This window comes from Sorangium sp. So ce302, from assembly GCF_051530145.1.
Classification (GTDB): Bacteria; Myxococcota_A; Polyangia; order Polyangiales; family Polyangiaceae; genus Sorangium; species Sorangium cellulosum_B.
The window spans coordinates 6545591-6572162 of sequence record NZ_CP150326.1; the positions used below are offsets into that span (position 1 = coordinate 6545591).

Below are 26572 nucleotides of genomic sequence, written 5' to 3' on the forward strand. Positions count from 1 at the left end.
CTGAACGACCCGCCGGGCGCCTCCGGCAAGAGCGCGCCGGGAGCTCGCCGCGGTCCGATCCGGCTTGAGGCCGCGGGCACGGCGACTACAGTCGCCGCGAACCCCGCCGAGGCCTCCCACGATGATCAAGCTCCGCTCCGCCATGGTTTTGCCGCTCGTCGCCGCGCTCGCCGCGGCGTGCTCGAAGACCCCCGAGCCGACAGCCACATCCGCGCCCGAGGCGCCGGCGACCAGCAAGCCCGCCGCGCCTGCCGAGGCGGCGCCCGCTCCGAAGCCGGCGCCGGCCAGCGGCCAGCAGGCGGGCGGCGGCGAGCTCGCGTGGGACGCCCCGGCGAGCTTCGAGAGCGCGCCGAACCCCAACGCGATGCGCAAGGCCACGTACAAGATCAAGCGCGCGGCCGGTGACACCGAGGACGCCGAGCTCAGCGTGAGCCAGGCGGGCGGCAGCGTGGACGCGAACATCACGCGCTGGGCCGGTCAGTTTTCCCAGAAGAGCGACGATTCCCCCAAGCGCACCGACCTCAAGGCCGGCGATCTCAAGGTCACCATCGTCGAGGTGAAGGGGACGTTCGCCGGCTCCGGGATGCCCGGCATGCCCGCCTCGGATCCGAAGCCGAACCATGCCCTCCTCGGCGCGATCGCCGAGACGCCGTCCGGCGGGCTCTGGTTCTTCAAGATGACCGGCCCCGAGAAGACGGTCACCGGGGCGCGCGCCGACTTCGACAAGCTCGTGAACAGCCTGCGCCTGAAGTGACGCCACGGCGCGGCGCGTCGACCACGCGCCGCGCCCTCAGTACGCGATCTCCCCGTCGAAGAACCGCGCGAACGCCGGCGGGAGCGCCGCCGCTCCGCCCTCCGCGAGCGGCGGTCGCGCGCTCGAGAGCGTCTGCCAGAGGAGGATCGTCTCCCGCGGGCGCTCCTGCGCGATCCCGCGCAGCGCGGCGAGCGCCTTCGCGCTGTACGTGACCTCCCCCGGCACGCCGATCAGCCGCTCCACCTCGGGGATCGCGGCGATGGACGCGGGGGTCGGCATGCCGTACCCGGGGCCGATCGCGCGGTGATCGATCTCGAAGCGGACCGGCGGGAGCCGACGCCGGGTGAAGCGCGGCGCGCGCCGGGCGAGCAGGCGCTTCATGCTGCCGATCTCGTACCGGACGACGGCGCGGTTCGACGCGATGCGCTCGGTGATGCGAACACCGACGATCGTGGTCGGCCAGCCGAGCACCGCGGCGCCCAGCGTGAGCCCCGCCAGCGTGCCGCCCGTCCCCGAGGGGACGACGATGCGATCGGGCCGGGGGACCTCGCCGCGCTGGACCTGCTCCGCGAGCTCGAGCATCGCGTCGACGTAGCCGAGGCACGGGAGGGCGGACGAGGCGCCTGGCAGGATGAAATACGGCCGGTCGGCCCGGCGCAGCGCCCGGATCGCCCGGACCGCAGTGGTCGCGTAGCCGCCGCCGTGGACGAGCTCGGCGCCGCTGGCCGCGTCGGCGAGGAGCGCGCCGCGGCCGAACCGGGTGATCGGCTGATCGAACAGGACCGCGGTGACGGCGAAGCCGAGCGCGCGGCCGAAGAGGGCCGTGGCGGTGACCTGCGTCGACGCCAGCCCGCCGACGGTGACGAGCGTCCTCGCGCCGCGCCGCTCCGCGTCGGCGAGCAGGAACTCGAAGCGACGCACCTTGTTGCCGCCGTAGAGCGGCGAGATCAGATCGTCGCGCTTCACCCAGACGCCGCCGCGCCCGAGGTACCCCTCGATCGCGGCGCACGGGACGACCGGCGTCGGCGCGTGCGCGAGGGGGCGCCACGGGACCTGCCCCGAGAGCTCGGGCAGCTCGGCGAAGAGCGGCAGCTCCCGCGACGCGGGCAACGCGGGCGAGAGGGCAGCGCGCGCCCCGGGAGGCCCCGCCGCGCCGGTCGCCCCGGCGCGGGTGGCTCGCTCCTCGTCCTCGCCGTCAGCCACGCTCCACCTCGCGTTCAGGCGCGCGCCGCCGCGCCGTGCCCCGCCTGCCCGCCGCCCGGGCTCGCCTGCTCACCGGCGCCGCCGGGGTCGTCTTCCGTGCCAGCTTCCGCGCCAGCTTCCGCGCCAGCGCCGAGGCGGCCGCCGCGCGCGACCAGGGGATCGCTCAGGTAGGTGTCCGTCAGCCGCTTCGGCCCCGCGAGGCCGAGCAGCCGGAGCGGGAAGAGCAGCACCGAGAGCACCCACGACGCGAGGCCGAGCGCGAGCTTGCCCCCGTACGCCTCCGCCACCAGCGCGAGCTTGCGGCCGGACGACATCGACGAGATCGGCGCCTCGGTCAGGCCGATCCGCATGAGCCGGAGCTCCGCGATCCGCACCGTGTGGCGCACCAGATCGGGCAGGCGCTTGAGCGCCGGGTGGTCCATCGGCAGGCGCTTCTTCATGAACGCCTCGAGCCGCGACACGCCCCAGAGCGACACCAGCGCGAGGCCGAGCAGCCGCCTCCGGAGCGCCGGCCTGCCCGCGATGGCCTTCCTCGTCTGCTGCTCGCCGAAGTCGACGTGCCGCTCTTCCTGCCGTACGCCGCGCTTCAGGATGGCGACGATCTCCGGCTCATCCACGGTCTCGATCATCGCGTAGAAGGCCTGGAGTACGAGCCCCTCGCCGAGGGCCATCTCGAGGGCGACGTGCTCGGCCCAGTCCCCGCCCATCAGCCCGGTCGCGAGGAAGCGCACGCTCCAGGCGGCCTTGTCCGGCGGCGCGCCCAGGATCTCGAGGATGCGGAGGAAGTTGCCGACGTGCTGGAACTCCTCGACGGCCTGGCGCGCGAGGAAGCGCGCGGACTCCAGGTCGGGGGCGTTGTAGAGCCAGTGCCCAATCTGGACGCCGGTGATCTCCCCGTAGAGGAACTGCTGCACGGCCCAGACGATCACGTCCCTGTCCTTGACGGGATCGAGCCTGGCGCCCTGGAAATCGAACGCCATCTCTTCGCGGGTCACCAGCATCACTCGCCCTCCGGTGCGGTGAATTTAGCCCAGATCGCGGCCGCGGGCAGGTCCGAGGCGAAGGGCCCGGCGCGGCGCGATCCGCCGCGGCGGCGCTCCTGCTCGGCCCGTCCGGCGGAGGCGGCGCCCCCCGTGGTATACGGCCGACACGGCGGCATCAGGAACCGCCGACTTGAACCTCAGGAGAAGCACCATGGCGCGTGTCCACAACTTCAACGCCGGCCCTGCCGGGCTCCCCCTCCCCGCCCTCGAGCGCGCGCAGCGCGAGCTCCTCGATTTCGAGGGGACGGGCATGTCGATCATGGAGCACAGCCACCGCGGCAAGGCGTTCGAGGCGGTGCACAACGAGGCGATCTCGCTGCTCCGGCAGCTGCTCGGCCTGTCGGACGACTACCACGTGCTGTTCATGCAGGGCGGCGCGGCCATGCAGTTCGCGGTCGTGCCGATGAACCTCCTGCCGCCCGGCAGGAGCGCCGACTACATCCTGACCGGCGGCTGGTCGGAGAAGGCCCTGGAGGAGGCGAAGCGCGTCGGGACGGTGCGCGTGGCCGGGAGCACCGCCGTCGACAAGCGGTACACCCGCATCCCCGACCAGGGAGAGCTCTCCCTCGATCCGAACGCCGCCTACGTCCACATGACGACGAACAACACGCTGTTCGGCACGCAGTGGCACTGGCTGCCCGATACGGGCGACGTGCCGCTCGTCGCGGATATGTCGTCTGACATCCTGTGGCGGAAGATGGATATCTCCAGGTTTGCCCTGGTTTACGCCGGTGCCCAGAAGAACATCGGACCGAGCGGGATCACGGTCGTGCTCGCCCGCAAGGATCTCGTTGACAGCGCGCGAAAAGACATTCCCGCCATTTTCCGTTATGCCACTTACGCTGCCAACAACTCGCTCTACAACACACCTCCGACATTCGCAATCTACCTCATGCGCAACGTGCTCGCGTATACGCTTGAGATCGGTGGGCTCGAGGAGGTCGAGCGACGGAATCGCAAGAAGGGTGAGCTGCTGTACGAAACCATCGACGCGCACCCGGACGTCTTCCGGGCGCCGGTCGAGAAGGAGAGCCGCTCGTTCATGAACGTGGTGTTCCGGCTGGCCAGCGAGGAGATGGAAAAACGCTTCGTCGCCGAGGCCGCAAAGGAGGGTATGGTGGGGCTCGCCGGACACAGGTCGACCGGGGGTATCCGGGTTTCGATCTACAACGCAGTACCCGTTGCATCGGTAGAGCGCCTCACGGCGTTCATGCGGGATTTCGCCAAGAGGGCTTGACTCGCGGCGGGAGCACGACGTTCTCGGTATTTCCAGGTTCGCGGCTGTTTCCAAAACACGCTCGGTGAGCCTCCCCCTAATTCGTCGCGTCCCAACCTTCAGCCCGCTTGACGTTGTTCCGCCCGGCACAACAGGCCTTCGCGGAAAGGGTCTGTCGGCCTTTCCGCAGCTGGGAGGGAGGCGGTGAACGCCGCTCCCCGACCAGCACTGGAAGGGGACGGCGAAAGCCGCTCCCCGACCAGCACCGGGAGGGGACGGCGAAGGCCGCTCCCCGACCAGCACCGGAAGAGAGCGGCCATCGCCGGTCTCGACCGGCCCGGGAGGGGACGGGGGGAACGCCGTCCTTTACCGGCTCGCAGGCCCCGTTCGGAGACCTGAATCGAGCGAGCCAACCGTAAGGAGAGGATGATGGCGAGCATGGATGATCGTATGATTTCCAGGAGTGAGGAGGGCCAGGAGGAGAGAGGGGCCTCGCCGAGCGAACCCCCGCCTTCGTCAGCGTCGCAGCGGGCTGCCAACGAGCGGCAGCAGCGTGGCTTCGCCGCCATGGACGAGGACCGTCAGCGCAAGATCGCCAGCAAGGGCGGGAAGGCAGCCCACGAGAAGGGCACGGCGCACGAGTTCACGCGCGACGAGGCGCGCGCCGCCGGCAAGAAGGGCGGCGAGGTCGTCAGCCAGAACCGCAAGCACATGGCCGAGATCGGTCGCCGTGGCGGCGAGCGCGTGAGCCAGGACCGGGCCCACATGGCCGAGATCGGCCGCAAAGGCGGCGAGGCCGTGAGCGGCGATCGCCAGCACATGGCCGAGATCGGCCGTCGTGGCGGCGAGTCGCGGGGAGACCAGCCGCGGGAGAATCAGCCGCGCTGACCGGGGGATGCGCAGGGCCCGGCGCCCCCGGCGCCGGGCCAGCCCCCTACCCCCTCGCGACGGCCACGACCCTGGCCTCCCGGTCGTCACCGCGAGGTGCCTCTCGGGAGGTCTCCAGGCGCCACAGGACCGCGCGCGCCGCGCCGGCGTGGCCCCCCCCCCGCACATCTCGGCCAAGCGCCCGGCGCGCCGCCCCAGGAGAGCGGCGCCGAGCCTCCAGCGCGGGGCAGGAGCCGGCGGGTCAGCCGGGCGCGATCGCGCCCAGCGAGACGTCGCTGGGCGTCTCCTTCGGGCCAGGGATCCATTCCTCGTCGGGCTCCTCCGGCGGGAGCACGACCGGGGCGCCGTCGTAGCGCAGGCGCTTGCCAGGCCAGACGAAGCTGCGGAAGAGGTAGGCGAGGAGCGACGGCTGGTCGAGGCCCGGGTGGATGAAGGGCGCCACGCGCCTCGCGTGCGCCGCCGGCAGGAGGCTCCAGTGGAGGCCGGGCTCCATGTGATGGATGGAGTGGAAGCCGTTGTTGTACGTCCACCAGTTGACCAGCCGGCCGACGAAGTTGCGCGAGTGGTTGTACTCGCTGTCCTCGTCGCAGCCGTCGTGCTGGAGGTAGTTCATGGTCACGATCCCCCACGCGGCGTACTGATGGGGGATCAGGACGTAGAGGAGGAACTTCTGCCAGTCGAGCGCGAGCAGGGCCCCCATCGCGCCGAGGAACACCGCCGACTCGAGGAGCATCTGACGGAACCACGGCGGGTTCCGCCGGTACATCGCCTTGAAGTAGCGCATGTCGGCGGGTAGGATGTCCCGGACCACGCGGCTCATGAAAAAGAGGCCGTTCAGCAGGTTCCACCGATAGCGCACCTTCGTCGTCCGCATCACGTCACGCCGGGACTGCGTGTACTTGTGATGGCTGAGGTTGTGGCCCGGGACGTAGGCGCTGACGGGGTGCCCGTAGGTGAGCGTGAGCGCGACCTGGAACGCGCGGTTCAGCCATCGCCGCCGGAACACGGGGCAATGGACCGCGTTGTGGGTCGCGACCGCTCCGAGGAACGAGAACACGCACGTCGTGGCGAGGAGCGGAATCGCGAGCCATAGCGCGCGCGGCGCGTAGACCCATTGCACCGCCACGAGCACGAAATACGTCGCGACGAAGAGGAGTGTCTTGATATCGGCGCGGTACCGGAGCATGGCTGTTCTTCGCGTCTACTACCAGGACCACGCGCCGAACCGACCGGCAGCGCTGACCGGCCCGGACGGGCGCAGCGGCCCATCTTCTCGGCGCTCTTCCTAGCGCATTTCGTCGCAGCTGGAAGCCCGAAGTTGCATTCCGACGAGCGCTCCGCGCCATCCCCACCCGACATCCGTGTTTCACGCCGATGTCTCACGCTCGGTGCGATCGTCTCTACGCACCTCGCGCCGGTGTGCAGGCGTGGGAGCCGCTGCGCCGGTGTGCCGGTGAGGAAGCCGCTGCGCCGGTGCGCCGGTGAGGAAGCCGCTGCGCCGGTGTGCCGGTGAGGAAGCCGCTGCGCCGGTGCTCGGCGGCACGTGCGGCGGCGCACTCCGGCGCGCTCCGGCGCGCTCCGGCGTGCGCTGGGCCGGAGGCGGCTCGCGCTTGACGACCTGGTCGCGAACCGCCAACGTGGCCCCGTGAGCTCATCCCCTCTCGGCTTCGATCCGAACGGTCCCGCCATCGGAAACGGGATTTACGGGCTGCCACACACTGCCGAGGACGCCCGGGTGGTCCTCGTCCCGGTGCCGTGGGAGCCGACGGTGTCCTACCGCCGCGGCGCCGCCAAGGGCCCGGGGGCGATCCTGCGGGCCAGCCGGCAGGTCGACCTCTTCGACCTGCACACGGGCAGACCGTACGAGCAGGGCATCGCGATGCTCGACGTCGATCCGGACATCGTGCGCTGGAACGCGGAGGCGTGCGCCGCGGCCGAGCCGGTGATCGCGGCGCACGGGGAGGTCGCTGGCGACCGGGACCTGGAGGCGCGCCTCGCGGCGGTCAACGCGCTCTCCCGCCGGCTGAACGAGCGCGTCACGGAGATCGCCATGCGATGGATGGAGCGAGGCAAGCTCGTCGGCGTCATCGGCGGCGATCACTCCTCCCCCTACGGCGCGATCGCGGCGCACGCCGCGCGTTACCCGGGAATGGGGATCCTGCACATCGACGCGCATGCCGATCTCCGCAACGCGTACGAGGGATTCACCGACTCCCACGCTTCGATCATGCACAACGTCGCGACGAACCACCCGAAGATCCCGCGGATCGTCCAGGTCGGGCTGCGTGACATGAGCGAAGACGAGCTCCGGTTCATCCGCGAGTCGAACGGGCGCATCGTCGCCCACATCGACGCCTCGATCGCCGATCGGCTCTTCGAGGGGGAGCCGTTCCACCTGATCGCCGACTCGATCGTGGAGGATCTCCCCGACGACGTCTATGTGAGCTTCGATATCGACGGCCTCGATCCGACGCTGTGTCCGAGCACCGGCACGCCTGTCCCCGGCGGGCTGACGTTCCAGCAAGCCGTCGCCCTGATCGGCCGCATCCAGAAGAGCGGCCGGCGCATCGTCGGCTTCGACCTGAACGAGGTCGCGCCCAAGGACGACAGCGACGACTGGGACGGCAACGTCGGCGCCCGCCTCCTCTACAAGCTCATCGGCTTCACCCTCCTCTCCCACGACACCCGCAGCCGTTAACGAAGCGAGCGCGTCGCCCCCCGCAGAAGGCGGCCCCATCCCGCCCTCTTCCGCGCGCACGCGCGCACTCTCCCCCAACGAGGCGATCGCGGCGGGCACCCGCACAGGAGACGGGCCCAGATCGGCGTTTTCGGCGCGGAAGCGTACTCTCGTACGCTGAGCACCGAAAACGCCGAGGTGGGCCCGTATCCGCCGCGGGTGCCCGCCTCAAGCCTCAAGAAAGCGCGCGGCGGTAGGTCTCGATCGCGAGGTGGACGTCTAGGGTGCCGGCCATCTCGCGGCAGGAGTGCATGCTGAGCATCGGCGCGCCAACGTCGACCGTGGCGATGCCGAGCGAGGCCGCCGTGATCGGGCCGATCGTGCTGCCGCAGGGGAGATCGCTGCGCACGACGAAGCGCTGGGGGGCGTAGCCCACGTCGTGACAGAGCGCCTCGAGGGCGGCGGCCGTCGCGCCGTCGGTCGCATAGGACTGGTTCACGTTCGACTTGATCACGAGCCCGCGGTTGATCTGCGGGGCGTGGCGCGGCTCGTGCTGATCGGCATAGTTCGGGTGCACCGCGTGGGCCATGTCCGCCGAGACGAGCAGCGACCCGGCCATCGCGCGGGCGAACGCCTGCGGCTCGCGCCCCGGGTAGACGTCGACGATCCGCGCGAGCACGTCGCGGAGCACGCTCCCCGCCGCCCCCACGGCGCTCCGGCTGCCGCACTCCTCGTGGTCGTAGAGCGCGATGACCCGCGTCGCCGCGGAAGGAGCGGCGCCGATCAGCGCGGCCGTCGCGGCGTGACAGCTCGCGAGGTTGTCCAGGCGGGACGCGAAGATGAACTCGTCGGAGAGGCCGCCGAGCGACGCCTTGAGCGTGTCGTACAGGCAGAGATCGAAGCCGAGGATGGCGTCGCGCGGCGCGTCGACCGCGCGCGCGAGCAGGGCGTTGAGATCGGCCTCCTTGCCCAGGCCGATCACGGGGACGAGGTGCTTCTGCGCGTTCAGCACGAGCCCCTCGGAGTTGACCCCGCGGTTCAGGTGGATCGCGAGGTTCGGGACGCGGGCGACCGGGCGGCCCAGGTCGACGAGGAGGCGCTCGATCCGCCCGTCCCTGCGCACGTGGACGCGGCCGGCCACGCTGAGATCGCGGTCGAGCCAGGTCGAGTACAGGACGCCGCCGTAGACCTCGACCCCGAGCTGCTGGTAGCCGCTCCGCGAGAGCTCGGCGCTCGGCTTCACCCGGAAGTTCGGCGAGTCGGTGTGCGCGCCGATGACGCGAAAGCCGCCGAGCGCCGGGAGCTCGGCCCCGACCACGAACGCGACGATCGTCGACCCGCCCCGGATGACGAAGCGGCGATCGCCCGGAGCGACCGCCCACGCGTCGCGCTCCCCGAGCTCCGAGAAGCCGGCCGCCACGAGCCGCGAGGCGACCTCGCGCACGGCGTGGTACGGCGTCGGCGAGCGATCGATGAACGCGCAGAGGTCGCGGGCGGCCGCGACGCCGCGCTCGCGCAGCGCCGCCATCTCGTCCGCGCTCCTCGCGAAGCGCTCGCCAAGGTCGGTCAGTGGCCTGGGATCGCCTGTGCGATCGAGGATCTCGAGGGGCGTCATGGAGGGCGCGGAGTCTAGCAGAGCCGCCGAGCCTCGCCCGGCGCGCGCCTCCGTGCGTGCGAACGCGCCTCCGCGCGCTCGCCGATGCCGAGATGGCGGCCCACGCGGCCGGTGCGCCATGGTATCCGCCACCACCGCGCGGCTCGCAGGACCTCCTCCGACGCAGCGCGCCGCAACCCGCAACGGAGACGCGCCCCGATGTACCGCCTCGTCCGACCGCTCCTCTTCGCGCTGCCGCCCAGCCTCGCGCACGAGCTCGGCATGCTCGCGCTCGCCCCGCTCGAGCACGCAGCGCCGCTGCGCGCCCTCGTGCACGCCCGCCTCGCGCCCCGGGATGGGCGCATCGCGGTGCGCACCATGGGGCTCGACTTCCCTTCCCCGCTCGGCGTGGCGGGCGGCTTCGACAAGGACGCCCGCCGGGCCCGCGCGCTCGCCGCCCTCGGGTTCGGCTTCGTCGAGCTCGGCACCGTCACGGCGCAGCCCCAGGCCGCGAACCCGTCGCCGAACCTCTTCCGGCTGCCGGCCGACCGGGCGCTCATCAACCGGCTCGGGTTCCCGAACCAGGGCGCGGCCCGCGTCACGGAGCGCCTGCTCGGCCGCGGCGGCGCGGCGGCCGTGGGCGTGCCGGTGGGCATCTCGATCGGCAAGTCCAGGGTCGCGCCGCTCGATCCCATCGAGCCCGCGATCGACGACTACCTCGCGAGCTTCCGGGAGGCGCGGCGCGCGGCCGACTTCGTCGTGATCAACGTGTCGTCGCCGAACACGAAGGACCTCCGCGCGATGCAGGGCCCGGCGATCGCGCGGGCGCTGCTCTCCGCGATCGCGCGGGAGAACCGCGCCGCCGGGACGCCGCTGCCGCTGCTCATCAAGGTCGCCCCGGACCTCGGCGACGAGGAGCTCGAGGCGCTGCTCGCCGTGGTCGAGGAGGTCGGCCTCGCCGGCGTCATCGCGACCAACACGACCGTGCGGCGCGACGGGCTCGCGACGAGCCCGGCGGCCGTCGAGGCGATGGGCGCGGGCGGGCTGAGCGGCCCGCCCCTCCGGCAGCGCTCGCTCGCGATGGTGCGGCGCATCCGCGCGCGCCTCGGGAGCGGCGTCACGGTGATCGGCGCCGGAGGCATCGAGTCGGCGGAGCACGCGATGGACCAGCTCCAGGCGGGCGCCGACCTCGTGCAGATCTATACCGGCTTCATCTACGGCGGCCCCCTCCTCCCCGCCGCGATCGCGCGCGGGCTGTCGGACCTCGTGGCCCGCTCCGGCGCGCGGTCGATCCAGGACCTCGTGAGCCGGCCAGGCGGCGCGACGCGCGCTGCTATGATCGGCCATGGAGCTTGAAGCGCACGTCCACGACACCATCCGCGAGATCCCGGAGAGCGAGTGGAACGCGCTGCACGGGGTGAGCGAGGCGCCGTTCCTCACCTGGGCGTGGTTCGACGCGCTCGAGCGGACGGGGTGCGTGGGCGAGGCGGCGGGCTGGCTGCCCCACCACATCACGCTCCGGGCCGAGGGGGCGCTGCTCGCCGCGGCGCCCGCCTACCTCAAGGACAACAGCGAGGGAGAGTTCGTCTTCGATCACGGCTGGGCCTCTGCGTCTCACCAGATCGGCGCGCCGTATTACCCGAAGCTCGTCGTCGCGGTGCCGTTCACCCCCGCGACGACGCCGCGGCTGCTCGTGCGCCGGCCGGAGGACCGCCCGGCGCTGCTGCCCGTCCTCGCCGAGACGCTCCGCAAGCTGGTCGCGCGGAGCCGCATCTCGAGCGCCCACGTCCTGTTCCCGACCGAGGACGAGGCCGCCGCCCTCTCCGACGCCGCCATGGCGCACCGCTGCGGCGTCCAGTTCCAGTTCGAGAACGAGGGGTATCGGACGCTCGACGACTTCCTCGCGCGCTTCAACGCGAAGCGGCGGCACCAGATCCGGCGCGAGATGCGCGAGTCCACGAGGCAGGGGCTGTCGATCGATACGCTGCGCGGCGCGGAGATCACGCCGGAGATCGTCGATGCCATGTTCGGCTTCTACGTCTCCACCGTGGAGAAGTTCGCCTGGGGCCGGCAGTACCTGAACCGCGCCTTCTTCGAGGAGATCGCGGCCCGGCTGCGCGGCGGCGGGGCCCAGGGAGGCGTCGAGATCGTCCTGGCGCGGGAAGGCAAACGCCCCATCGCGGGCGCGCTCAACCTCGCCGGGCCCACGACGCTCTACGGCCGTTACTGGGGCGCGTCGGAGGAGCGCCCGTTCCTGCATTTCAACGTCTGCTATTATCACCCGGTCGAGGATTGCATCGCCCGGGGACTGCGCCGCTTCGAGCCGGGCGCAGGAGGGTCGCACAAGCTCGTTCGCGGCTTCGCACCGAGCGTCACCCACAGCGCGCACCACATCGCGCATCCACGCCTGGACGCCGCGGTGCGCGAGTTCCTCGTGCGCGAGCGCGCGGCCGTCCTCGCGAAGACGGCGGACAGGAGCGTGGCATTCCGCTGAGCGCCTTCCTGGTGCAGCGCGACATGCGGTGTTGACGTGACGCGCGCTGGAGAGGGATGCTGCCAGACATGCGCGCCTTTCTTGCACTCCTCGCCTCCTCCATCGTCTTCGGGCTCGCCGCGAGCGGCGGCTGCTCGAGCAATGAAGCGACCGACACGACCTCGACGGCGACGGCGGCCACGGTCGCCGGCGCCGGCGGCTCGCTCGGCTTCGGCTGCTTCGGCGGCAGCCCGGATGGGCGGTGTACGATCCTCGCCCAGGTCCCCGAGAGCTGCAGCTGCCCCGACTGCTCCGACACGGCGAGCTGCCTCGACCGCTGCAACGACGACGGCGCCTGCGACATGCGGCCAGACGCCCCCGACGGCGAGGATTGCACCTGCCAGGACTGCGCGGGCACCGTCGCGGCCTGCAGCCCGAGGCGCGGGTGCAACGACAACGAGGGGTGCAACGCCAACGAGGATTGCACCTGCCCCGACTGCACGAGCACCCCGCGGTGCACGGATCACTGCACGGACAACGGCTCGTGCGCGGAGTACTTCGAGGGGTGCTCCTGCGCGGATTGCAGCGGCGTGGAGCGCTGCGGCGGGGACCCGGCCACGACCACGGCCGCGGCCACGACGAGCAGCGGCGCGGGCGGCGACCCGACCGGCGGCGGCGGCGCGGGCGGCGACCCGACCGGCGGCGGCGGCGCGGGCGGCGACCCGACCGGCAGCGGCGGCGCGGGCGGCAGCGGCGGCGCAGGCGGCGCCTAGGACACGCTCGGCGCCCTCGCCGCTCCGCGCCCTCGCCGCTCCGGGCCCTCACTGCTTCGCGGTGAGCCCGTGCTTCCTCAAGAACATCCGCACGTGGTGGCGCTCCATGCCCGCGCGGCGCGCCATCTCGCTGACGTTGCCGCTCGTCGCGCGGATCAGCTCGCTGAAGTAACGCTGCTCGAACGCCGCGACGGCGCTCCGCTTCGCCTCGCCGAACGCCGACGTCGGCACGACCACGTCGCCGCCGCCCTCCAGCGGCAGGATCGAGGCGATCGCCTCGGCGCCGGGCGGCAGGCTCGCGGCCACGCTGGTGACGTTCATGAGCTCGCGGACGTTGCCGGGGAAATCGTGCTGGCCGAGCGTGGTGGTGATGAGATTGACCATCTCCACGGCGCGCTCGGGGCACCCCAGGCGCTCGCAGACGCGCTCGACGAGCAGCGGGATGTCCTCCCGCCGCTCGCGGAGCGGCGGCAGCTCGATGCGCATCTGGGCGATCCGGAAGAAGAGATCGCTCCGGAAGCGCCCGGTGTTCATGCTGCGGCCGAGGTCGCGGCGCGTCGCCGCGATGATCCGCACGTCGACGGGCTCGTAGATGCGCGACCCGACGCGCTTCACCTTCTGCTCGGTGAGCGCGCGCAGCAGCTTCGGCTGGAGATCGGGCGGCAGCTCGCCCAGCTCGTCGAGGAAGATCGTCCCGCCGTTCGCCTCGTGAAACGCGCCGCTCCTCCGCTCGTTCGCCCCTGGGAAGGCGCCGCGCTCGTGCCCGAAGAGGAAGCTCTCGGCGAGCGCGCCCGGCAGCGAGGCGCAGTCGACGACGACGAACGGGTTGCCGCGCCGGCTCGAGACGTCATGGATGGCCTGCGCCGCGAGCTCCTTGCCCGTGCCCGTCTCCCCGGTGATCAGCAGCGAGAGCTCCGTCGAGGCCACCTCGCGCAGCAGGCGGAACAGGTGGCGCATCCGCGGCGAGGCGCCGATCAGCGGGCCGAAGCTCTCGTCGAAGCCGACGTCGACGCGCTCCTTGTCGAGCGGCTCGAAGCTCAGCACCGAGCCGCCGACCTGGATGGCGCACGCGGCCGTCAAGATCGCCTCGCGGATGCGGACCGTCGACACGAACGTCCCATTCTTGCTGCCGAGATCGCGGACGAGCACGCCCGGCCCCTCCGCGCGAAGATCGCAATGCGTCGAGCTGACCTCCGGATCGTCGACCACCACACCGCAGCTCGGATCGCGCCCCACCACGATCGGCGCGATGCCGATCTTGACGGGATCCCGGCCCGCCGATCGCAGCGTGCCGCCGCGAACAAACCACTGAACCGCGCGAGCGCGGGTCGCATCCCTCGTCGAGCTCATATCCAACGGTTATTCGATTTCCCTGGTCTTGACCACATCCACGCACGCCCCGCGCGCCCACGGGTGGGAAGCGCCCACCTGGGCGCACCGGGTACGTGGCTTCCGGAGGAGCCGCAGCCTCTCGTCGAAAAACTTCACAACTACTAGAGGGAACAACGAGAAATTCTGATCAAGCGATGTGCTGAGCGCATAGCGGGAGAGGCCCTCGAGAGGTTAGAGTACGTGGTCTACGCAAGCGATGAAGCGGGCGTTCCTCCGGCTCGCCTCATCGGGTGTCGATGGTCGATGAACGAGGACCCGGCCATCGCGGGGTGGATGCGCCCTGCGATAGGGGCTGTCGGTGTGTTTTCTTTCAACGCGATTCGGGGCTCCGCTCTCCCGGTCCCCTCAACGTGGGAGTCGCACGAGCGCTCCCGGCGAGGATGCTTATGCCGAGAATAGGATGGTTACTCCGGAAGCGCGCCGCGACGGCCCTGGGGCTCCTGGGGCTCTCCGCGGGCGCGAGCGCGCTCGCGTCCGTGTCCACCGGTTGCAGCAGCGAGGCCGACGGCCCGTGCATCTCCGACGAGCAATTCTTCGCCGAGAAGGTGTGGGTCCCCATCCTCTCGACGAAGTGCATCGGCTGCCATAACCCGCAGGGGCAGGCGGCGGAATCCAAGCTGATCCTCGCCGGGAGCAGCGAGGCGGGGTTCCTCGACAAGAACCTCGCGACGTTCAAGTCGCTCGCCGGGCTCGAGCTCGGCGGCGAGTCGTACGTCCTCCTCAAGCCGACGAAGGCCATCGAGCACGGCGGCGGCCAGGTCCTCGCCTCGGACAGCGCCGAGGTCGAGGCGCTCCGGGCGATGGTGGAGCGCACGAAGGAGCCGTCGTCCTGCGAGACGGACGTCAACGCGTCCTTCGCCGGCGTGGTGATGAGCGGGCCCGGGGAGACGCTCCGCACGGCGGGCCTCGAGCTCGCCGGGCGCCTGCCGACCGAGGCCGAGGAGGAGGCCGTCGCGCAGAGCGGCATGGCCGCGCTGGATCCGATCCTTGACCAGATGCTCACGGAGGAGACGTTCTATGTGCGGCTGAAGGAGATCTACAACGATCTCTTCCTCACCGACCGTTACCTGAACGGCGAGGAGGCCGTCGATCTGCTCCGGAGCGACGCGTACGATCCGAAGTGGTACAACAGCCTCCCGCAGGATCCGGCGCTGGTCACGAGATACGGCGCGCGGGACCTGGAGGACGTCGCCAACAAGCTGAAGAGCTGGACGAACCGGGCCGTCGGGAGGGAGCCGCTCGAGCTCATCGCTTACATCGTGCGGAACGACAGGTCCTTCAAGGAGGTCCTCACCGCCGACTACACGGTCGTGAGCCCCTTCTCCGCCAAGGCGTACGGCGTGACGGCCGAGTTCAAGAACGACGCGGATCCGGACGAGTTCGTCCCGGCGAAGCGCGATCCGATCCCGCTCGCCGGCGTGCTCACCTCCCCCGTCTTCCTGTCCAGGCACCCGACGACGAACACCAACAGGAACCGCCACCGCGCGAGGATGGTCTATCAGTTCTTCCTCGGCACCGACATCCTGAAGACGGCCGAGCAGCCGCTCGATCAGACGAAGATCACCGACTTCAACCCGACGATGAACAACGCGGCGTGCACCGTCTGCCACGCCGCCCTGGACCCGCTGTCAGGCGGGTTCCACAGCTTCGACTCCGCGGGCCGGTACAAGGAGGACGACACCTGGTACGAGGACATGCGGCCGCCGGGCTTCGGCGCCGAGTCGGTGCCTTTCAGCGAGTTCCCGACCGCGCTCTCGTGGGTGGCGAAGCGCGTCGCCGACGACCCCCGCTTCGCGCTCTCGGCGGTCTATACGATGTACACCGGCCTCACCGGGCAACAGCCGCTCGCCGCGCCGACCAACGACGATCCGGAGTTCAACGCCAAGTTCCGGGCGTACCTCGCCCAGTACCACGCGTTCAACACGATGGCGCACGACTTCGCCGACAGCGGCTACAACCTGAAGACGGTCGTCAAGGCCATCGTCAAGAGCCCCTATTTCCGGGCGCGCAACGTGGCGCAGGCGTCTCGGGGCGAGGCGCTCACGCAGCTCGGCGGCACGCGTTTCCTCGGGCCCGAGCAGCTGCACCGGAAGATCTGGGCGGTGACGGGGTATCCGTGGCGCCCGCGGGCGTTCGAGGACGACGGCAATCGCTACGACTTCCTGCTCCGGCGCGACGCCTACCGCATGCTGTACGGCGGCATCGACTCGCAGGACGTGATCCAGCGGATCACGGAGCCGAACGGGATCATGGCCAACATCGCCGACCGGATGGCGAACGAGATGGCCTGCATCGCGGTGCCGCGCGACCTCTACCTCCCGCAGGAGGAGCGGCTCCTCTTCCCGTACATCGAGACGACGTTCGAGCCGCGGGACACGAACGATTTCGACGTGCTGCCGGCCGTCGAGGGGATCAAGCAGAACATCCAGTACCTGCACAAGCGGGTGCTCGGCGAGTCGCTCGAGCTCGGTGATCCCGAGATCGAGCGAACATACAAGGTCTTCCTCGAGACGTGGGAGGAGGGCAAGGCGGGCATGGCGAAGCCGGAGGGCGAGGAGGGCCGGCTCTCGAGGTCGCTGCCCGGCCCGTGCCAGGTGCACAACGACTACTGGACTCGAGAGGGGCTCCCCGACGAAGAGAAGCTCACGCGCGACGAGAACTACACGGTCCGCGCGTGGATGAGCGTCATGACCTATCTCCTTTCGGACTTCAGGTTTCTTTATCAGTAGGAGCAGCCATGGAACGTCGAGATTTCCTCAAACTGGCATCTATGGCGGGCCTCGGCGTCGTCGCAGCGGGCGTGCTGTCGAGGGACGCCGCCGCGGCCGGCCCCTACGCGGGCCCGCTCTGGGTCCACATCCACGCGAGCGGCGGCTGGGACCCGACGAGCCTCTGCGATCCCAAGGGCGCGATGAGCGCCGCGGAGCAGCAGACGCGGGAAGCGATGAACCGCAGCTACCTGCACGAGGCGATCGGGACCGCCGGCAATCTCAAGTACGCGCCGGTCGGCGGCAACGACGCGTTCTTCAAGAAGCACTACAGCAAGCTGCTCGTCATCAACGGCATCGACACCGGGACGAACAGCCACGACGCCGGCGTCCGCAACACGTGGTGCGGCACGCTCCGCGAGGGCAAACCCGGCTTCGCGGCGCTCGTGGCCGGCGTCCACGGCGGCGCGCTGCCGATGGGGTTCATCAGCAACGGCGGCTACGACACGACGGCGAACGTCGTGGCCGTCACCCGCATACCCGACACCGGCCTCCTGCAGCGGCTCGCCTATCCGAACAGGATCGATCCGGGGAACGAAGAGAACCGCGAGCAGTACCACACCGACGCCACGATGACGCGGATCCTGGAGGCGCGGCAGGCGCGGCACGCGGCGAAGCTCGAGCAGCAGCGGCTGCCCCACGTCAAGCAGGCGATGAGCACGCTCTTCACGTCGCGCGTCGGGCAGAACGAGCTCAAGCAGCTCATCCAGTACCTGCCCGCGGAGTTCGAGAGCGCCTCGCTGCGGCGGCAAGCGCAGGTCGCGCTCGCGGCCTACCGCGCCGGCATCTGCGTGAGCGCCAACCTGTCAGTGGGCGGGTTCGACACGCACGGGAACCACGACGACAACCACATCCCGCGGCTCGACCAGATCTGCGACGGGATCGACTTCATCCTGACCGCCGCGGAGGAGCAGGGCATCGCGGACCGGATCGTCATCGTCGTGGGCTCGGACTTCGGGCGGACTCCGGGCTACAACGAGGGCAACGGCAAGGACCACTGGAACATCACCAGCATGATCCTGGCCGGCGCAGGCATCGCGGGGAACCGGGTGATCGGCGCGACGGACGACCGGCACAACCCGCTCGACGTCGATCCGGTCACGCTCGCGCCCAAGGAGGGCGGCGTCCGGCTCAAGCCGGGGCACATCCACAAGGCGCTGCGCAAGCTGGCGGGGATCGCGGACGATCCGCTCGTGGAGCGATTCCCGCTCTCCGAGGAAGAAGACCTGCCCATCTTCGGGTGATGTGGCCCGCGGGCGGCGCGCCGCGCCGCCATCGACATCATCGACTGCGGCGCGGGTGACATCATCGGAGCCGGCGGGCGAGGAGACGGGATTGCCGCCTCGCCCGCAGCTCACTCCACCGAGAACGCGATCTCCTCGCTGGCGGCCGCTCCGTCCGCATCGACGCGGAGCCGGTGCGCGCCGGCGACGAGCGGCCAGTCGAGCGCGAACGGCGGGCCGACCTCGATGGGGCGCCCGTCGAGCACGAAGCGCACGCGGGGCACGCCCGGAGGGACGTCGGCGCGCAGCCGGATCGCCTGCAGCGAGTTGATCGAGGGGTCGAGGACGAAGCGGGCGCCGTCGGGCGGGTACGCGACGCGGACGCGCGCGCCGGCGCCGGCCGGAGGAGCGCCGGGCGCCCCGGGGAGCGCGCCGCAGAGGGGCGACGCCGCATCGGGCGCGAGGGGGCGGCCGGCGGCGCGCGCCCACGCGGTGAGCTCCGCGTCGTAGCGCTCGACGACGCGCTCCTCGACCGCCGCATCGGGGCAGGCCCCGGCGCGCAGGCCGTTGCGGCGATCGACGCGCACGGTCTCGTGCATGTCGCACGGCGAGAGCGCCGCGGCGTCGCCGCGCGGGAGGAGCTCGTGGCGGCGGTGCGGGCACGCGGCGGTCGGCCTCATGCCGGACAGGGCGCAGACCTCGACCTCGGCGAGCTGCTCGGGATCGGGCGGATCGAAGGGGCGCGGCGGCCGGACGCGCGCGGCGGCGAGCATGGCGTCGCGGAACAGCGGGCCCGCGCCGGTGATGCCGCTGACGCCGCCCATGGGCGAGCCATCGAAGTTGCCGACCCAGACGGCGACGGTGACGTCGGGCGTGAAGCCGACCGCGATGTTGTCGCGGAAGCCCTTGGACGTGCCCGTCTTCGCGGCCACAGGGAACGGGAGATCGAGCGCGTTGCCCTCGCCGAACGACGCGAGCCGCGCCCGGTCGTCGGCGAGGATGTCGACGATGACCCGGGCGCGCGCGGCGTCGAGGACGCGCGCGCCGGGCTCGGGAAGCACCGCGGACAGCTCGGCGGGCTCGTCTCGACCGCGGCGCGCGGACGACGCGGGAGAGGCCGCTTGTGGTGAGGCCGACGGAGGCGACGAGGGAGCGAACGAGCGCACCGCGCGCACCGGCAGGTAAAGGCCTCCCCGCGCGAGCGTGGCGTAAGCGTTCGCGAGGTCGATAAGGCGGACCTCGCCGTCGCCGAGCGCGATGGCGACGCCGTAGCGCGACGGCTCGCGATCGAGCGAGCGGAGGCCGAGCTCCCGGAGCCGCGCGATGACGCGCTCGGGGCCGAGCGCGGCCGCCGCCCAGACTGCAGGGACGTTGTACGAGTTGGCGAGCGCGTCCCGCAGGCGGACGGGGCCGTGGAACCGGCCGTCGTAGTTCCGCGGCGCATAGTTGCCGTCCGCCGTCGGAAACGAGAGCTCGACGTCGGGAAGGACGGTCGCGGCGGTGAACCCGAGCTGCTCCATGGCGAGCTCGTAGACGAACGGCTTCAGCGCAGAGCCGGGCTGGCGCAGCGCGAGGACGCCGTCGTTGTGGCCGAGCCCGGCGGCGTCGTCGATGTCGTGCGAGCCGACGTACGCGAGGATCTCGCCGGTCGCGTTCTCGATCACCACCACCGCCGCCGCGCCGACGTCGCGATCCGAGAGACCGCGGACGGTCTGGTGCGCGAGGACCTCGATCTCGCGCTGGAGGCCGCGGTCGATCGTCAGCGTGATCGAGGTCGCCCGGCCGCGGGGCGACGCGGCGCCGGGGCCCTCGGCGGGAAGGCCCGCGCCCGGGCCCAGCGCGCCGCCGAGCACGGCGCGAACGAGGTGCGGCGCGCCGAGGCCGCCCCCCTTCGGGGCGAGCGCGATGGGCTCCGCGCGGGCGCGGGCCACCTCGGCCTCGCCGGCGAGGCCGGCCGCGAGCATGCGATCGAGGACGCGGTTCCTGCGGCGCTCGATCGGCCCGGTGCCGCGGCGCGGATCGTAGAGCGCCGGGCCGCGCGGCATGCTGGCGAGCGCGGCGGCCTCCGCGAGCGACAGGTCGCGCGTGGGCTTGTCGAAGTAGAAGCGGCTCGCCGCCTCGACCCCGCGCAGGCCCGGGCCGAACGCGACGCGGTTCAGGTACTGCTCGAGGATCTCGCGCTTCGAGAGCGACGCCTCGATGCGCAGCGCGAGCGCCGCCTCGCCGAGCTTGCCGCGCGCGGTGCGGGGGCGCGGGACGAGCGTGCGCGCGAGCTGCTGCGTGATCGTGGACCCGCCCGAGACGACGCGCCGCTCCGCCGCGAGCTGGCCGACGGCGCGCGCGATCGCGATCGGATCGACGCCGGGGTGGCGCGCGAACCGCTTGTCCTCCGCGGCCAGGAGCGCGCGCTGGATGCGATCGCCGGCCTCGGAGAGCGGAAGCCAGCGCGCGCGCGCCCCGTCTCCAGCGCGGAGCTCGCGGAGCACCGTGCCGTGGCGGTCGAGCAGGACCGTGGACACGGCGTGGTCCTCGGGCGCCCGGAGCTCCGGCGGAAGCGGCGTGAGCGCCGCGAGGGCGGCCAGCAGGAGCCACGGCGCGACGGCGAGGGCGACCGCGATCTGCGCCGCGCGGCGCAGGATCCGCCGCGCGCGCGGGCCGGCGCGCGCAAGCCACCGCCCTGCGCGGCCGGGCCCTTCCGGGGAGCGCGCGCGCACGGCTCAGCGCGGACGCGGCGCCGCGTCCGGCCCTCGGCTGGAGACCTGGACCGTGACGGCGCCCGTCCGGCCGAAGACCTCGGGGCTGTACATCTCCTCCGCGCGCGCGGGCGGGACCACGAACGAGCCGAGCGTCGTGGCGCGCGCGAGGTACCGGTACCGGTACATCCCGGCGGCCATGTGGTCGACGAAGAAGAGGACGCGATCGTCGCGGATCTCGCGGACGAAGCGGCTCGGGTCGTAGACGCGGCCGGTCGCGCGGAGGTCGTCCCGATCGGCGTCGGCGTCGTCCGCCTCGGCCTGGGCCTCCGCCGCGTCGACGTCGAGCGAGCGCGCGGACGTCGCGAGCCGCGCGTCGACCGCCTCGAGGCCCGCCGGCAGCGGATCGTCGATGACCACGAAGTCGCGCGGAGAGGGCGTCACCACGACGATCTCGCCGAGCACGAGGTCGCCGCCGGCGAACGCGACCGACGGCGGGGCCGCGCGCTCGCTCGACGAGGACGCGCCGCCGACCACGGCGGCGAGGTCCTCGGGCGCGAGCGCGCGGAGCGACTTCTCGACAAAGAAGCCGCGGTCGAGCGCCTCCGTCGGGAGCTGCTTGCGCGCGTAGCGGAGCCGCGCCTCGTAGAACAGGCGGCCGCGCCCGTCGACCGCGAACGCGAGCGGCGCGCCCGCGGCGCTCGCGAGCCTCGCCGCGGGGATCGACGTCTTGACCTGCTCCGTCGTGGGGCCGTGGAACGGCGCGGAGAACAGCTCCGCCTGCCCCAGGAACACCCGCGCGTCGAAGTCCGGCGCCGTCTTCTCCTGCGCCTTCCGGTACTGGTCGAGCGCGAGCAGCGCCCAGGCCGTCTCCTGCGTGCTGCGCCACGTGCCGCCGCGGCGATCCGCGAGCAGCCCCGCCGCGAGCCGCGGCGCGAGCGGGTGCGCCGGCCGCGCCGCGAGCAGCGCGCGCAGCACGAGCGCCGAGGTGCGGGCCTCGGAGTCCATGAGGACCGCGTACGCGTCGCCGTGGTTGTGGACGGCCCGCGCGACCGGACCGTCGAGGCGCAGCGCGCCCTCGAGCTCGCGGACGAGCTGATCCACGGACGCCCTGTCGCTCTTGCCGATCACCATCGCGTGCGCGAGGAGCGCCTTCGAGAAGAGCGGCAGCTTGTCGCGCTCGTCGAACAGCTGGCTCGCGCGCCCGGGGTCGGGGGCGCCGCTCGCCGCGAGGACGTCGACGAGGAACGGCGCCGTCGCCCGGAGGAGCGGGTCGGCGCCGATCCGGTTGAGCTCCTGGCGCAGGTACGACGTCGCGCGCTCCACCGCGTCGGGCGGCACCGCGACCCCGTAGCGCCTGGCCTCGGTGAGGCCCCACAGCGCGTACGCCGTGGTCCACAGGTCCGCGCTGTCCGACTCGGCGAAGAAGCCGAAGCCCCCATCCCCGCGCTGGTGCGAGAGGATCTCCCGGACCGTCTTGCCGATGACGGCCGTGAGGTCCTTCGGCAGCGCGATCCCGTAGGCCTTCGCGAGGTCGCGCAGCGACAGGAGCGGGACCATCCGGCTCGTCAGCTGCTCGGTGCAGCCGTACGGGTACTCGAGGAGCTGCTCCACGCCGCCGCCGAGGCCCACGAGCGCGGTCGGCGCGAGGCTCACCGTGAGCCCGCCCGTGTCGTCGCGGATCGCCGACAGGTCCCCGAGCCGCTCCGCGCTCGCCGTGGTGGTGTCGCCGTAGAGCGCGACGGCCTCCGGCACCATCGGCGCCTTGATCTCGCGGTTCACCTCGACCACGTCCGACGCGCCGCCGCCGGTGGCGCGGAAGCGCAGCGTCGCGGGGCCGGCCCGCGGCGCCGAGAGCGCGAAGCGGACCTCGGCCGACCCGCCCGGCGCGAGCTCGACCGCGCGCTTGGCGCTGCCGGCGAGCGTCAGCCCCGAGGCGGTGACCTCCACCTCGACCGTCGCCGGCTTCCCGAGCCCCTTCGAGGTCACGACCACCCCCGCGTCGATCGCGTCGCCCGCGCGGAGGAAGCGCGGCAGCGCGGGCCGGGCCATGAGCGGGCGGCTCGTCGTCACCCGGGACTCGCCGTAGCCGAAGCGATCGTCCTCGGCGGCCACGACCGCCATGACCCGGTACGTCGTGAGCGAGTCCGGCAGCTTGAAGCTCGCGTGCACCTGCCCGGAGGCGTCGGTGACGAGCGCGGGGTTGTAGTAGGCGCTCTGGCGAAAATCGCGGCGCACGCCCGTGCCGCCCTCGGCGCCGCCGCCGCCCGCGCGCCCCTTGTCGGCGCCGAGGTCGGCGAACGGGTTGCGCACGCGAGCGAGCGCCTCGCGCGTCTCGATCGTCGCCACCTTCAAGGGGCGCGGCGCGCCGAACACGGGGATCGGATCCGGCGTCGTGTACCCCGTCAGCGACAGCACGCCCTCGTCCACGGCGTAGAGCGTGACCTCCGCGCGGGCGGGCTGGCCGGCGCGATCGCGGACGTCGACGTCCACGCGGATCGGATCGCCGGGGCGCGCGTCCGCCTTGTCGGCGCGGACGCGCACCGCGAGCCGCTGCGCCTCCGGGTTCACGCGGAGCGGCGCGTAGCCGAGGCGGAACGCCGGCGCCCCGACGTCGGGCCCAGGCGCCCCGCCCTTCCCCGGCGCGGGCTGCGGCTTCGTCCGCCCGCGCAGGAGCAGCACCGAGACGAAGGCGTTCGGCCGGAGGTCCTCCGTGATCGGGACGTCGATCACGGGCATGGCGCCCGACAGCGTCACCTTCCGGTGCGCGGAGATCCCGGCGCGCTCGACCGTGACCAGCGCGTCGGCGGACGCGAACGGCGACTTCACGATGATGCGCGCCGTCTGGCCGATCTCGTAGCTGTCGCGGTCGGGAACGAGGTCGACCTTGAGCTCGTCGCTGTCGCCGAAGCCCCCGCCGCCCTCGCCGAGCGCGTAGACCCCGGCGGCGGCGCCGACGGGGTTGCCGCGGCGGTCCCTGGCCGTCGCGTGCAGGAGGTAATAGCCCCCCGACGGGACCGTGAGCTCGCAGCTCCGCGGCGCCGCCGCCGTCGTGACGCCGCACCGCGCGACGACCTTGTCGACCGGCGCGCTCACGCTGCGGTACGCGCTGCCGCTCTCCTCCCGCGCGAGCGTCCACGTCCGGTGCACGAGCTCGACCCGGACCGCGACCTGCGCGACGCGCGCCCCCTTCGGATCGACCGCGAGGATCTCCGGCCGCAGCACGTCGCCCGCCTTCGCGAAGCGCTCGGGCTCCTTGAGGGCGACGTAAAACTCGGCCGGGTGCACGAGCGCCGTCGAGCTCCCGGCGATCGTCTGCCGCGACACGTCGGTGACCGACGCCTCGCACGTGACGAGCTCCGTGCCGCGCTGCCCGGGCATCGAGAGCGCCGCGCCGATCGCCGCCTGCCCGGCCGCGTCGAGCTTCTCGCGCGCGCTCTGCACCTCGAACCCGCGCGGCGCCTGGTCCCGCAGCGCGTCGGTGAGCTCGTCCTCGCGGACCGTGAACCCCTCGATCCCCGGCGGCGAGAACGACGCCGGCGCGCGCGTCACGGAGAGCGACGCCTCCGCGTTCGTCATCGGCGCCCCGAACAGGTAATCGCCGCGCGCGGTCCAGCGCGCCTTGTCGCCGCGGACGTAGCTCGGCCTGTCGCTCTCGACGCCGACCTTGAACTCGGCGGGGCGGTACTCGGCGACCTCGACGCTGCCCATCACGTCCGGCCACCCCGCCTCGCCGCCCTGGACCGTGGCGGCGAGGCTGTACGTGCCGAGCCGCGCGCTCTCGGGGATCTTCACGTCGGCCGAGAACGTGCCGAAGGCGCCGAGCGTCGGGGAGAGCGAGACGAGCGCCTCGCCGTCGGGCCCCTCGACCTTGAGCGCGACGCTCTTGCCGACCGGCGTCTTCGCCCCGCGCGCGCCCTCCTCGCGGAAGATCCCCTTCACGCGCACCGTGTCGCCCGGCCGGTAGATGCCGCGATCGGAGAACATCATCCCGAACGGGCGCGCCTCGCTGAAGTCCGACGCCGCGCCGAAGCGCCACCCGTTGAGCGAGTCGGCGACGCTCCGGTACGTCCAGTCGTCGCCCGCGCGCGCGAAGACCACGCTGCGCCCGAGCGTCGTCGTGGCCTCCGGACCGTGCGCCGTCGAAGGGACCATCGCGAACCCCTGGGCGTCGGTGGACACCGCCGCGGGCGCGGGCGCGCCCGGGGCCCGGATCCACACGCGCGCCCCGGGCACCGGCGCGCCCGTCGACAGGCGCGTCACCCAGACGAGCGAGCCGCTCGGCGAGACCTTCGCGCTGATCCCGAGGTCGGTCACCTGCGCGATCACCGCCTCGGAGGTGGTGCGCGCGTGCCGCGTTCCGGGCCGGGCGGTGTAGCTGATCCCGATCGCGAGCGGCCCGCGCTTGCCCTCGCCGCCCAGCACCTCGGCGGCGCGCACGAGGTGCGTCGCCGGCGTGTTGGTCGCGGCGGCCGGGCGCAGGACCGTCTGCTTGCCGGAGGGCAGCGCCGCGATCTCGCCCATCTTCGGGCTGCGCCCCGGGCTGTGCGGATCACCCTGGAGCGCGAGGATCATCTCCTCGGTCACGGCGCCGACCGCGAGCGAGAGCTCGCGCACGTTCACGGACACGACCGGGATCTCGCGACGCTGGGCCGGCTCGAACACGCTCCCGACGAGGCCGATCTGCGCCTCGGGCCAGCGATCGTCGAAGGCGATCTCCTCGGTGACGACGCCGGCGAGCGCCTGCCCGTGCACGTCGCGCAGCCCGGCGGCCACGCGCACCCGGTAGCTGCGACCCGGGGCGAAGGCGCCGCCGAGGGGGATGTGGCTCGTGGGCTCGTCGTCCTCGATCCACGACGGCCACAGCAGCTTGACGGCGGGCTCCACCGAGATCGCCCGCTTCGCGTCCGCGAACCTGATGGGGTTCGAGAAGGCGAGCGTGAACCCGCCGTCGGCCGCGCAGCGCCCCTGCGGCGTGTCGCGATCGCACTGGGGGCGCAGCGCCCGGAGCGGCCCGTAGGTGCGGTACGTGAACCGCTGCTCCTCGCCGGCCGGCAGCGGCCCTTCGCGGCCGCGGAGGCCCTCGGCCACGGCGATCTCGATCTCGCTGTCGCGCGGCAGCGGCGCGCGGGGGACGAGCTCGGCGAGCATCTCGTTCTTCGCGTCGGGGCGCCGCACCTCGAACGCCACCTTGTCTTTTCGATCGCCCACCGTGAGGGACGCGCGCCGCGCGATCTCGGCGGTGTCGACCGGCTGGTTGAACCGCAGCTCGAACCGCGCCTCCGGCTTGAGGTCGTCCTTGCCCGACCAGGGCTCGACGCGCGCGACCGCGGGCAGCTCGGTGCGGAAGGTGAAGGAGTACGGCTCGGCGAGCGCGCTGCCGTCGAGCGCGCGGGTGCCCGCGGGGACCTCGACGGTGAACTCCGTGCCGCGCGGCAGGCGTCCTTCGGGGACGAACGTGAGGCCGCTCGTGCCGACCCAGCGCCAGCGTCCAGGTGCGGACGGCTTCAGGACCGCGGGCGCCGCGGCCTCGCTGCCCGCGAGATCGAGCGATCGCATCGGCCGGTTGAAGACGAGGCTGATCTCGGCGGGGCTCGTGGTCTGCCCGCGGGGCGCGCCGAACACCACCGCGAACGGCCCTGCCGCGGCCTTTCCGCCCACATCGAGCGCGCCGGGCGCGAGCGTCCCTCGAGGCGGGACGTTGGGGGCGCGCGCGCCCTGAACGCACGCCAGGCTGAGGGCGATGACCGCGAGAACGGCGGGCGCAGATCGGAGGCGCGGAGCGACGGACATGGCCGCGACTCAGCAATGGGGATGCCGCGGGCGCAAGAGGCGAGTCCGCGGCGGAATCCGGGCGGGTGATGTGGCAGGCGAG

The 26572-nt window shown here is 72.4% G+C and carries 16 protein-coding genes; 9 read left to right on the forward strand and 7 right to left on the reverse strand.

The genetic code is table 11. From position 1 onward, the window contains the following. The first annotated feature begins 121 nt into the window (after positions 1–121). Positions 122–754, forward strand: coding sequence for a hypothetical protein (locus tag WME73_RS24665; protein ID WP_437917268.1), 633 nt, complete (start codon positions 122–124; stop codon positions 752–754). Positions 755–790: 36 nt separating this feature from the next. On the opposite strand, the gene WME73_RS24670 is transcribed toward WME73_RS24665, so the two are convergent. Beyond that, on the reverse strand, positions 791–1957 hold the full coding sequence (locus tag WME73_RS24670; protein ID WP_437917269.1) for a 1-aminocyclopropane-1-carboxylate deaminase/D-cysteine desulfhydrase: 1167 nt from the start codon (positions 1955–1957) through the stop codon (positions 791–793). A gap of 14 nt (positions 1958–1971) precedes the next feature. Next, positions 1972–2958, reverse strand: coding sequence for a ferritin-like domain-containing protein (locus tag WME73_RS24675; protein ID WP_437917270.1), 987 nt, complete (start codon positions 2956–2958; stop codon positions 1972–1974). A 193-nt stretch (positions 2959–3151) separates the two neighbouring features. On the opposite strand from WME73_RS24675, the gene serC reads away from it, so the two are divergent. Together serC and WME73_RS24685 are read left to right on the forward strand one after the other, a co-directional pair. After that, a complete protein-coding gene (serC, locus tag WME73_RS24680; RefSeq protein ID WP_437917271.1) occupies positions 3152–4237 on the forward strand; it encodes a 3-phosphoserine/phosphohydroxythreonine transaminase in 1086 nt (361 codons plus the stop codon). A 546-nt stretch (positions 4238–4783) separates the two neighbouring features. Next, a complete protein-coding gene (locus tag WME73_RS24685) occupies positions 4784–5104 on the forward strand; it encodes a KGG domain-containing protein (RefSeq protein ID WP_044965509.1) in 321 nt (106 codons plus the stop codon). Positions 5105–5345: 241 nt separating this feature from the next. Here the strand turns inward: WME73_RS24685 and WME73_RS24690 are convergent, their stop codons facing one another. Beyond that, on the reverse strand, positions 5346–6290 hold the full coding sequence (locus tag WME73_RS24690) for a fatty acid desaturase family protein (RefSeq protein ID WP_437917272.1): 945 nt from the start codon (positions 6288–6290) through the stop codon (positions 5346–5348). 459 nt (positions 6291–6749) lie between these two features. Here WME73_RS24690 and WME73_RS24695 point away from each other — a divergent pair, with 459 nt between their 5' ends. Further along, positions 6750–7802 carry an agmatinase family protein gene (locus WME73_RS24695; protein ID WP_437873694.1) on the forward strand — a complete coding sequence of 351 codons (1053 nt, stop codon included), beginning with the start codon at positions 6750–6752 and terminating at the stop codon, positions 7800–7802. A gap of 214 nt (positions 7803–8016) precedes the next feature. Here the strand turns inward: WME73_RS24695 and WME73_RS24700 are convergent, their stop codons facing one another. Next, positions 8017–9309: a M18 family aminopeptidase gene (locus WME73_RS24700; protein ID WP_437917428.1), complete on the reverse strand. Its 1293-nt coding sequence runs from the start codon at positions 9307–9309 to the stop codon at positions 8017–8019. A 285-nt stretch (positions 9310–9594) separates the two neighbouring features. Between WME73_RS24700 and WME73_RS24705 the strand changes: the two genes are divergently transcribed. From WME73_RS24705 to WME73_RS24715, 3 genes are all read left to right on the forward strand, one after another. Continuing rightward, entirely contained in the window at positions 9595–10731 is a 1137-nt protein-coding gene (locus tag WME73_RS24705) for a quinone-dependent dihydroorotate dehydrogenase (RefSeq protein ID WP_437917273.1), read from the forward strand. Next, a complete protein-coding gene (locus tag WME73_RS24710; protein ID WP_437917274.1) occupies positions 10721–11869 on the forward strand; it encodes a GNAT family N-acetyltransferase in 1149 nt (382 codons plus the stop codon). The genes WME73_RS24705 and WME73_RS24710 overlap by 11 nt, the downstream gene beginning before the upstream one ends. A gap of 68 nt (positions 11870–11937) precedes the next feature. Continuing rightward, positions 11938–12621, forward strand: coding sequence for a hypothetical protein (locus WME73_RS24715; RefSeq protein ID WP_437917276.1), 684 nt, complete (start codon positions 11938–11940; stop codon positions 12619–12621). Between the two features lie 48 nt (positions 12622–12669). Here the strand turns inward: WME73_RS24715 and WME73_RS24720 are convergent, their stop codons facing one another. Beyond that, a complete protein-coding gene (locus tag WME73_RS24720) occupies positions 12670–13971 on the reverse strand; it encodes a sigma 54-interacting transcriptional regulator (RefSeq protein WP_437917277.1) in 1302 nt (433 codons plus the stop codon). Positions 13972–14399: 428 nt separating this feature from the next. Here WME73_RS24720 and WME73_RS24725 point away from each other — a divergent pair, with 428 nt between their 5' ends. Next, positions 14400–16742, forward strand: a complete 2343-nt coding sequence (locus tag WME73_RS24725) for a DUF1588 domain-containing protein (protein WP_437917278.1) — start codon at positions 14400–14402, stop codon at positions 16740–16742. 8 nt (positions 16743–16750) lie between these two features. Further along, entirely contained in the window at positions 16751–18025 is a 1275-nt protein-coding gene (locus tag WME73_RS24730) for a DUF1501 domain-containing protein (RefSeq protein WP_437747832.1), read from the forward strand. A gap of 110 nt (positions 18026–18135) precedes the next feature. Here WME73_RS24730 and pbpC read toward each other — a convergent pair whose 3' ends face one another. Beyond that, complete coding sequence (pbpC, locus tag WME73_RS24735; protein ID WP_437917279.1) at positions 18136–20718, reverse strand: penicillin-binding protein 1C; 2583 nt, start codon at positions 20716–20718, stop codon at positions 18136–18138. Between the two features lie 3 nt (positions 20719–20721). After that, positions 20722–26490, reverse strand: a complete 5769-nt coding sequence (locus WME73_RS24740; protein ID WP_437917280.1) for an MG2 domain-containing protein — start codon at positions 26488–26490, stop codon at positions 20722–20724. Between the last annotated feature and the right edge of the window lie 82 nt (positions 26491–26572).

Coding starts and splice junctions, on each gene's coding strand:
- WME73_RS24740 (WP_437917280.1), bottom strand. CDS start 26,490: ATGTCCGTCGCTCCGCGCCTCCGATCTGCGCCCGCCGTTCTCGCGGTC.
- WME73_RS24725 (WP_437917278.1), top strand. CDS start 14,400: ATGCCGAGAATAGGATGGTTACTCCGGAAGCGCGCCGCGACGGCCCTG.
- WME73_RS24730 (WP_437747832.1), top strand. CDS start 16,751: ATGGAACGTCGAGATTTCCTCAAACTGGCATCTATGGCGGGCCTCGGC.
- WME73_RS24715 (WP_437917276.1), top strand. CDS start 11,938: ATGCGCGCCTTTCTTGCACTCCTCGCCTCCTCCATCGTCTTCGGGCTC.
- WME73_RS24720 (WP_437917277.1), bottom strand. CDS start 13,971: ATGAGCTCGACGAGGGATGCGACCCGCGCTCGCGCGGTTCAGTGGTTT.
- WME73_RS24710 (WP_437917274.1), top strand. CDS start 10,721: ATGGAGCTTGAAGCGCACGTCCACGACACCATCCGCGAGATCCCGGAG.
- serC (WP_437917271.1), top strand. CDS start 3,152: ATGGCGCGTGTCCACAACTTCAACGCCGGCCCTGCCGGGCTCCCCCTC.
- WME73_RS24690 (WP_437917272.1), bottom strand. CDS start 6,290: ATGCTCCGGTACCGCGCCGATATCAAGACACTCCTCTTCGTCGCGACG.
- WME73_RS24685 (WP_044965509.1), top strand. CDS start 4,784: ATGGACGAGGACCGTCAGCGCAAGATCGCCAGCAAGGGCGGGAAGGCA.
- WME73_RS24700 (WP_437917428.1), bottom strand. CDS start 9,309: ATGGCGGCGCTGCGCGAGCGCGGCGTCGCGGCCGCCCGCGACCTCTGC.
- WME73_RS24705 (WP_437917273.1), top strand. CDS start 9,595: ATGTACCGCCTCGTCCGACCGCTCCTCTTCGCGCTGCCGCCCAGCCTC.
- WME73_RS24675 (WP_437917270.1), bottom strand. CDS start 2,958: ATGCTGGTGACCCGCGAAGAGATGGCGTTCGATTTCCAGGGCGCCAGG.
- WME73_RS24665 (WP_437917268.1), top strand. CDS start 122: ATGATCAAGCTCCGCTCCGCCATGGTTTTGCCGCTCGTCGCCGCGCTC.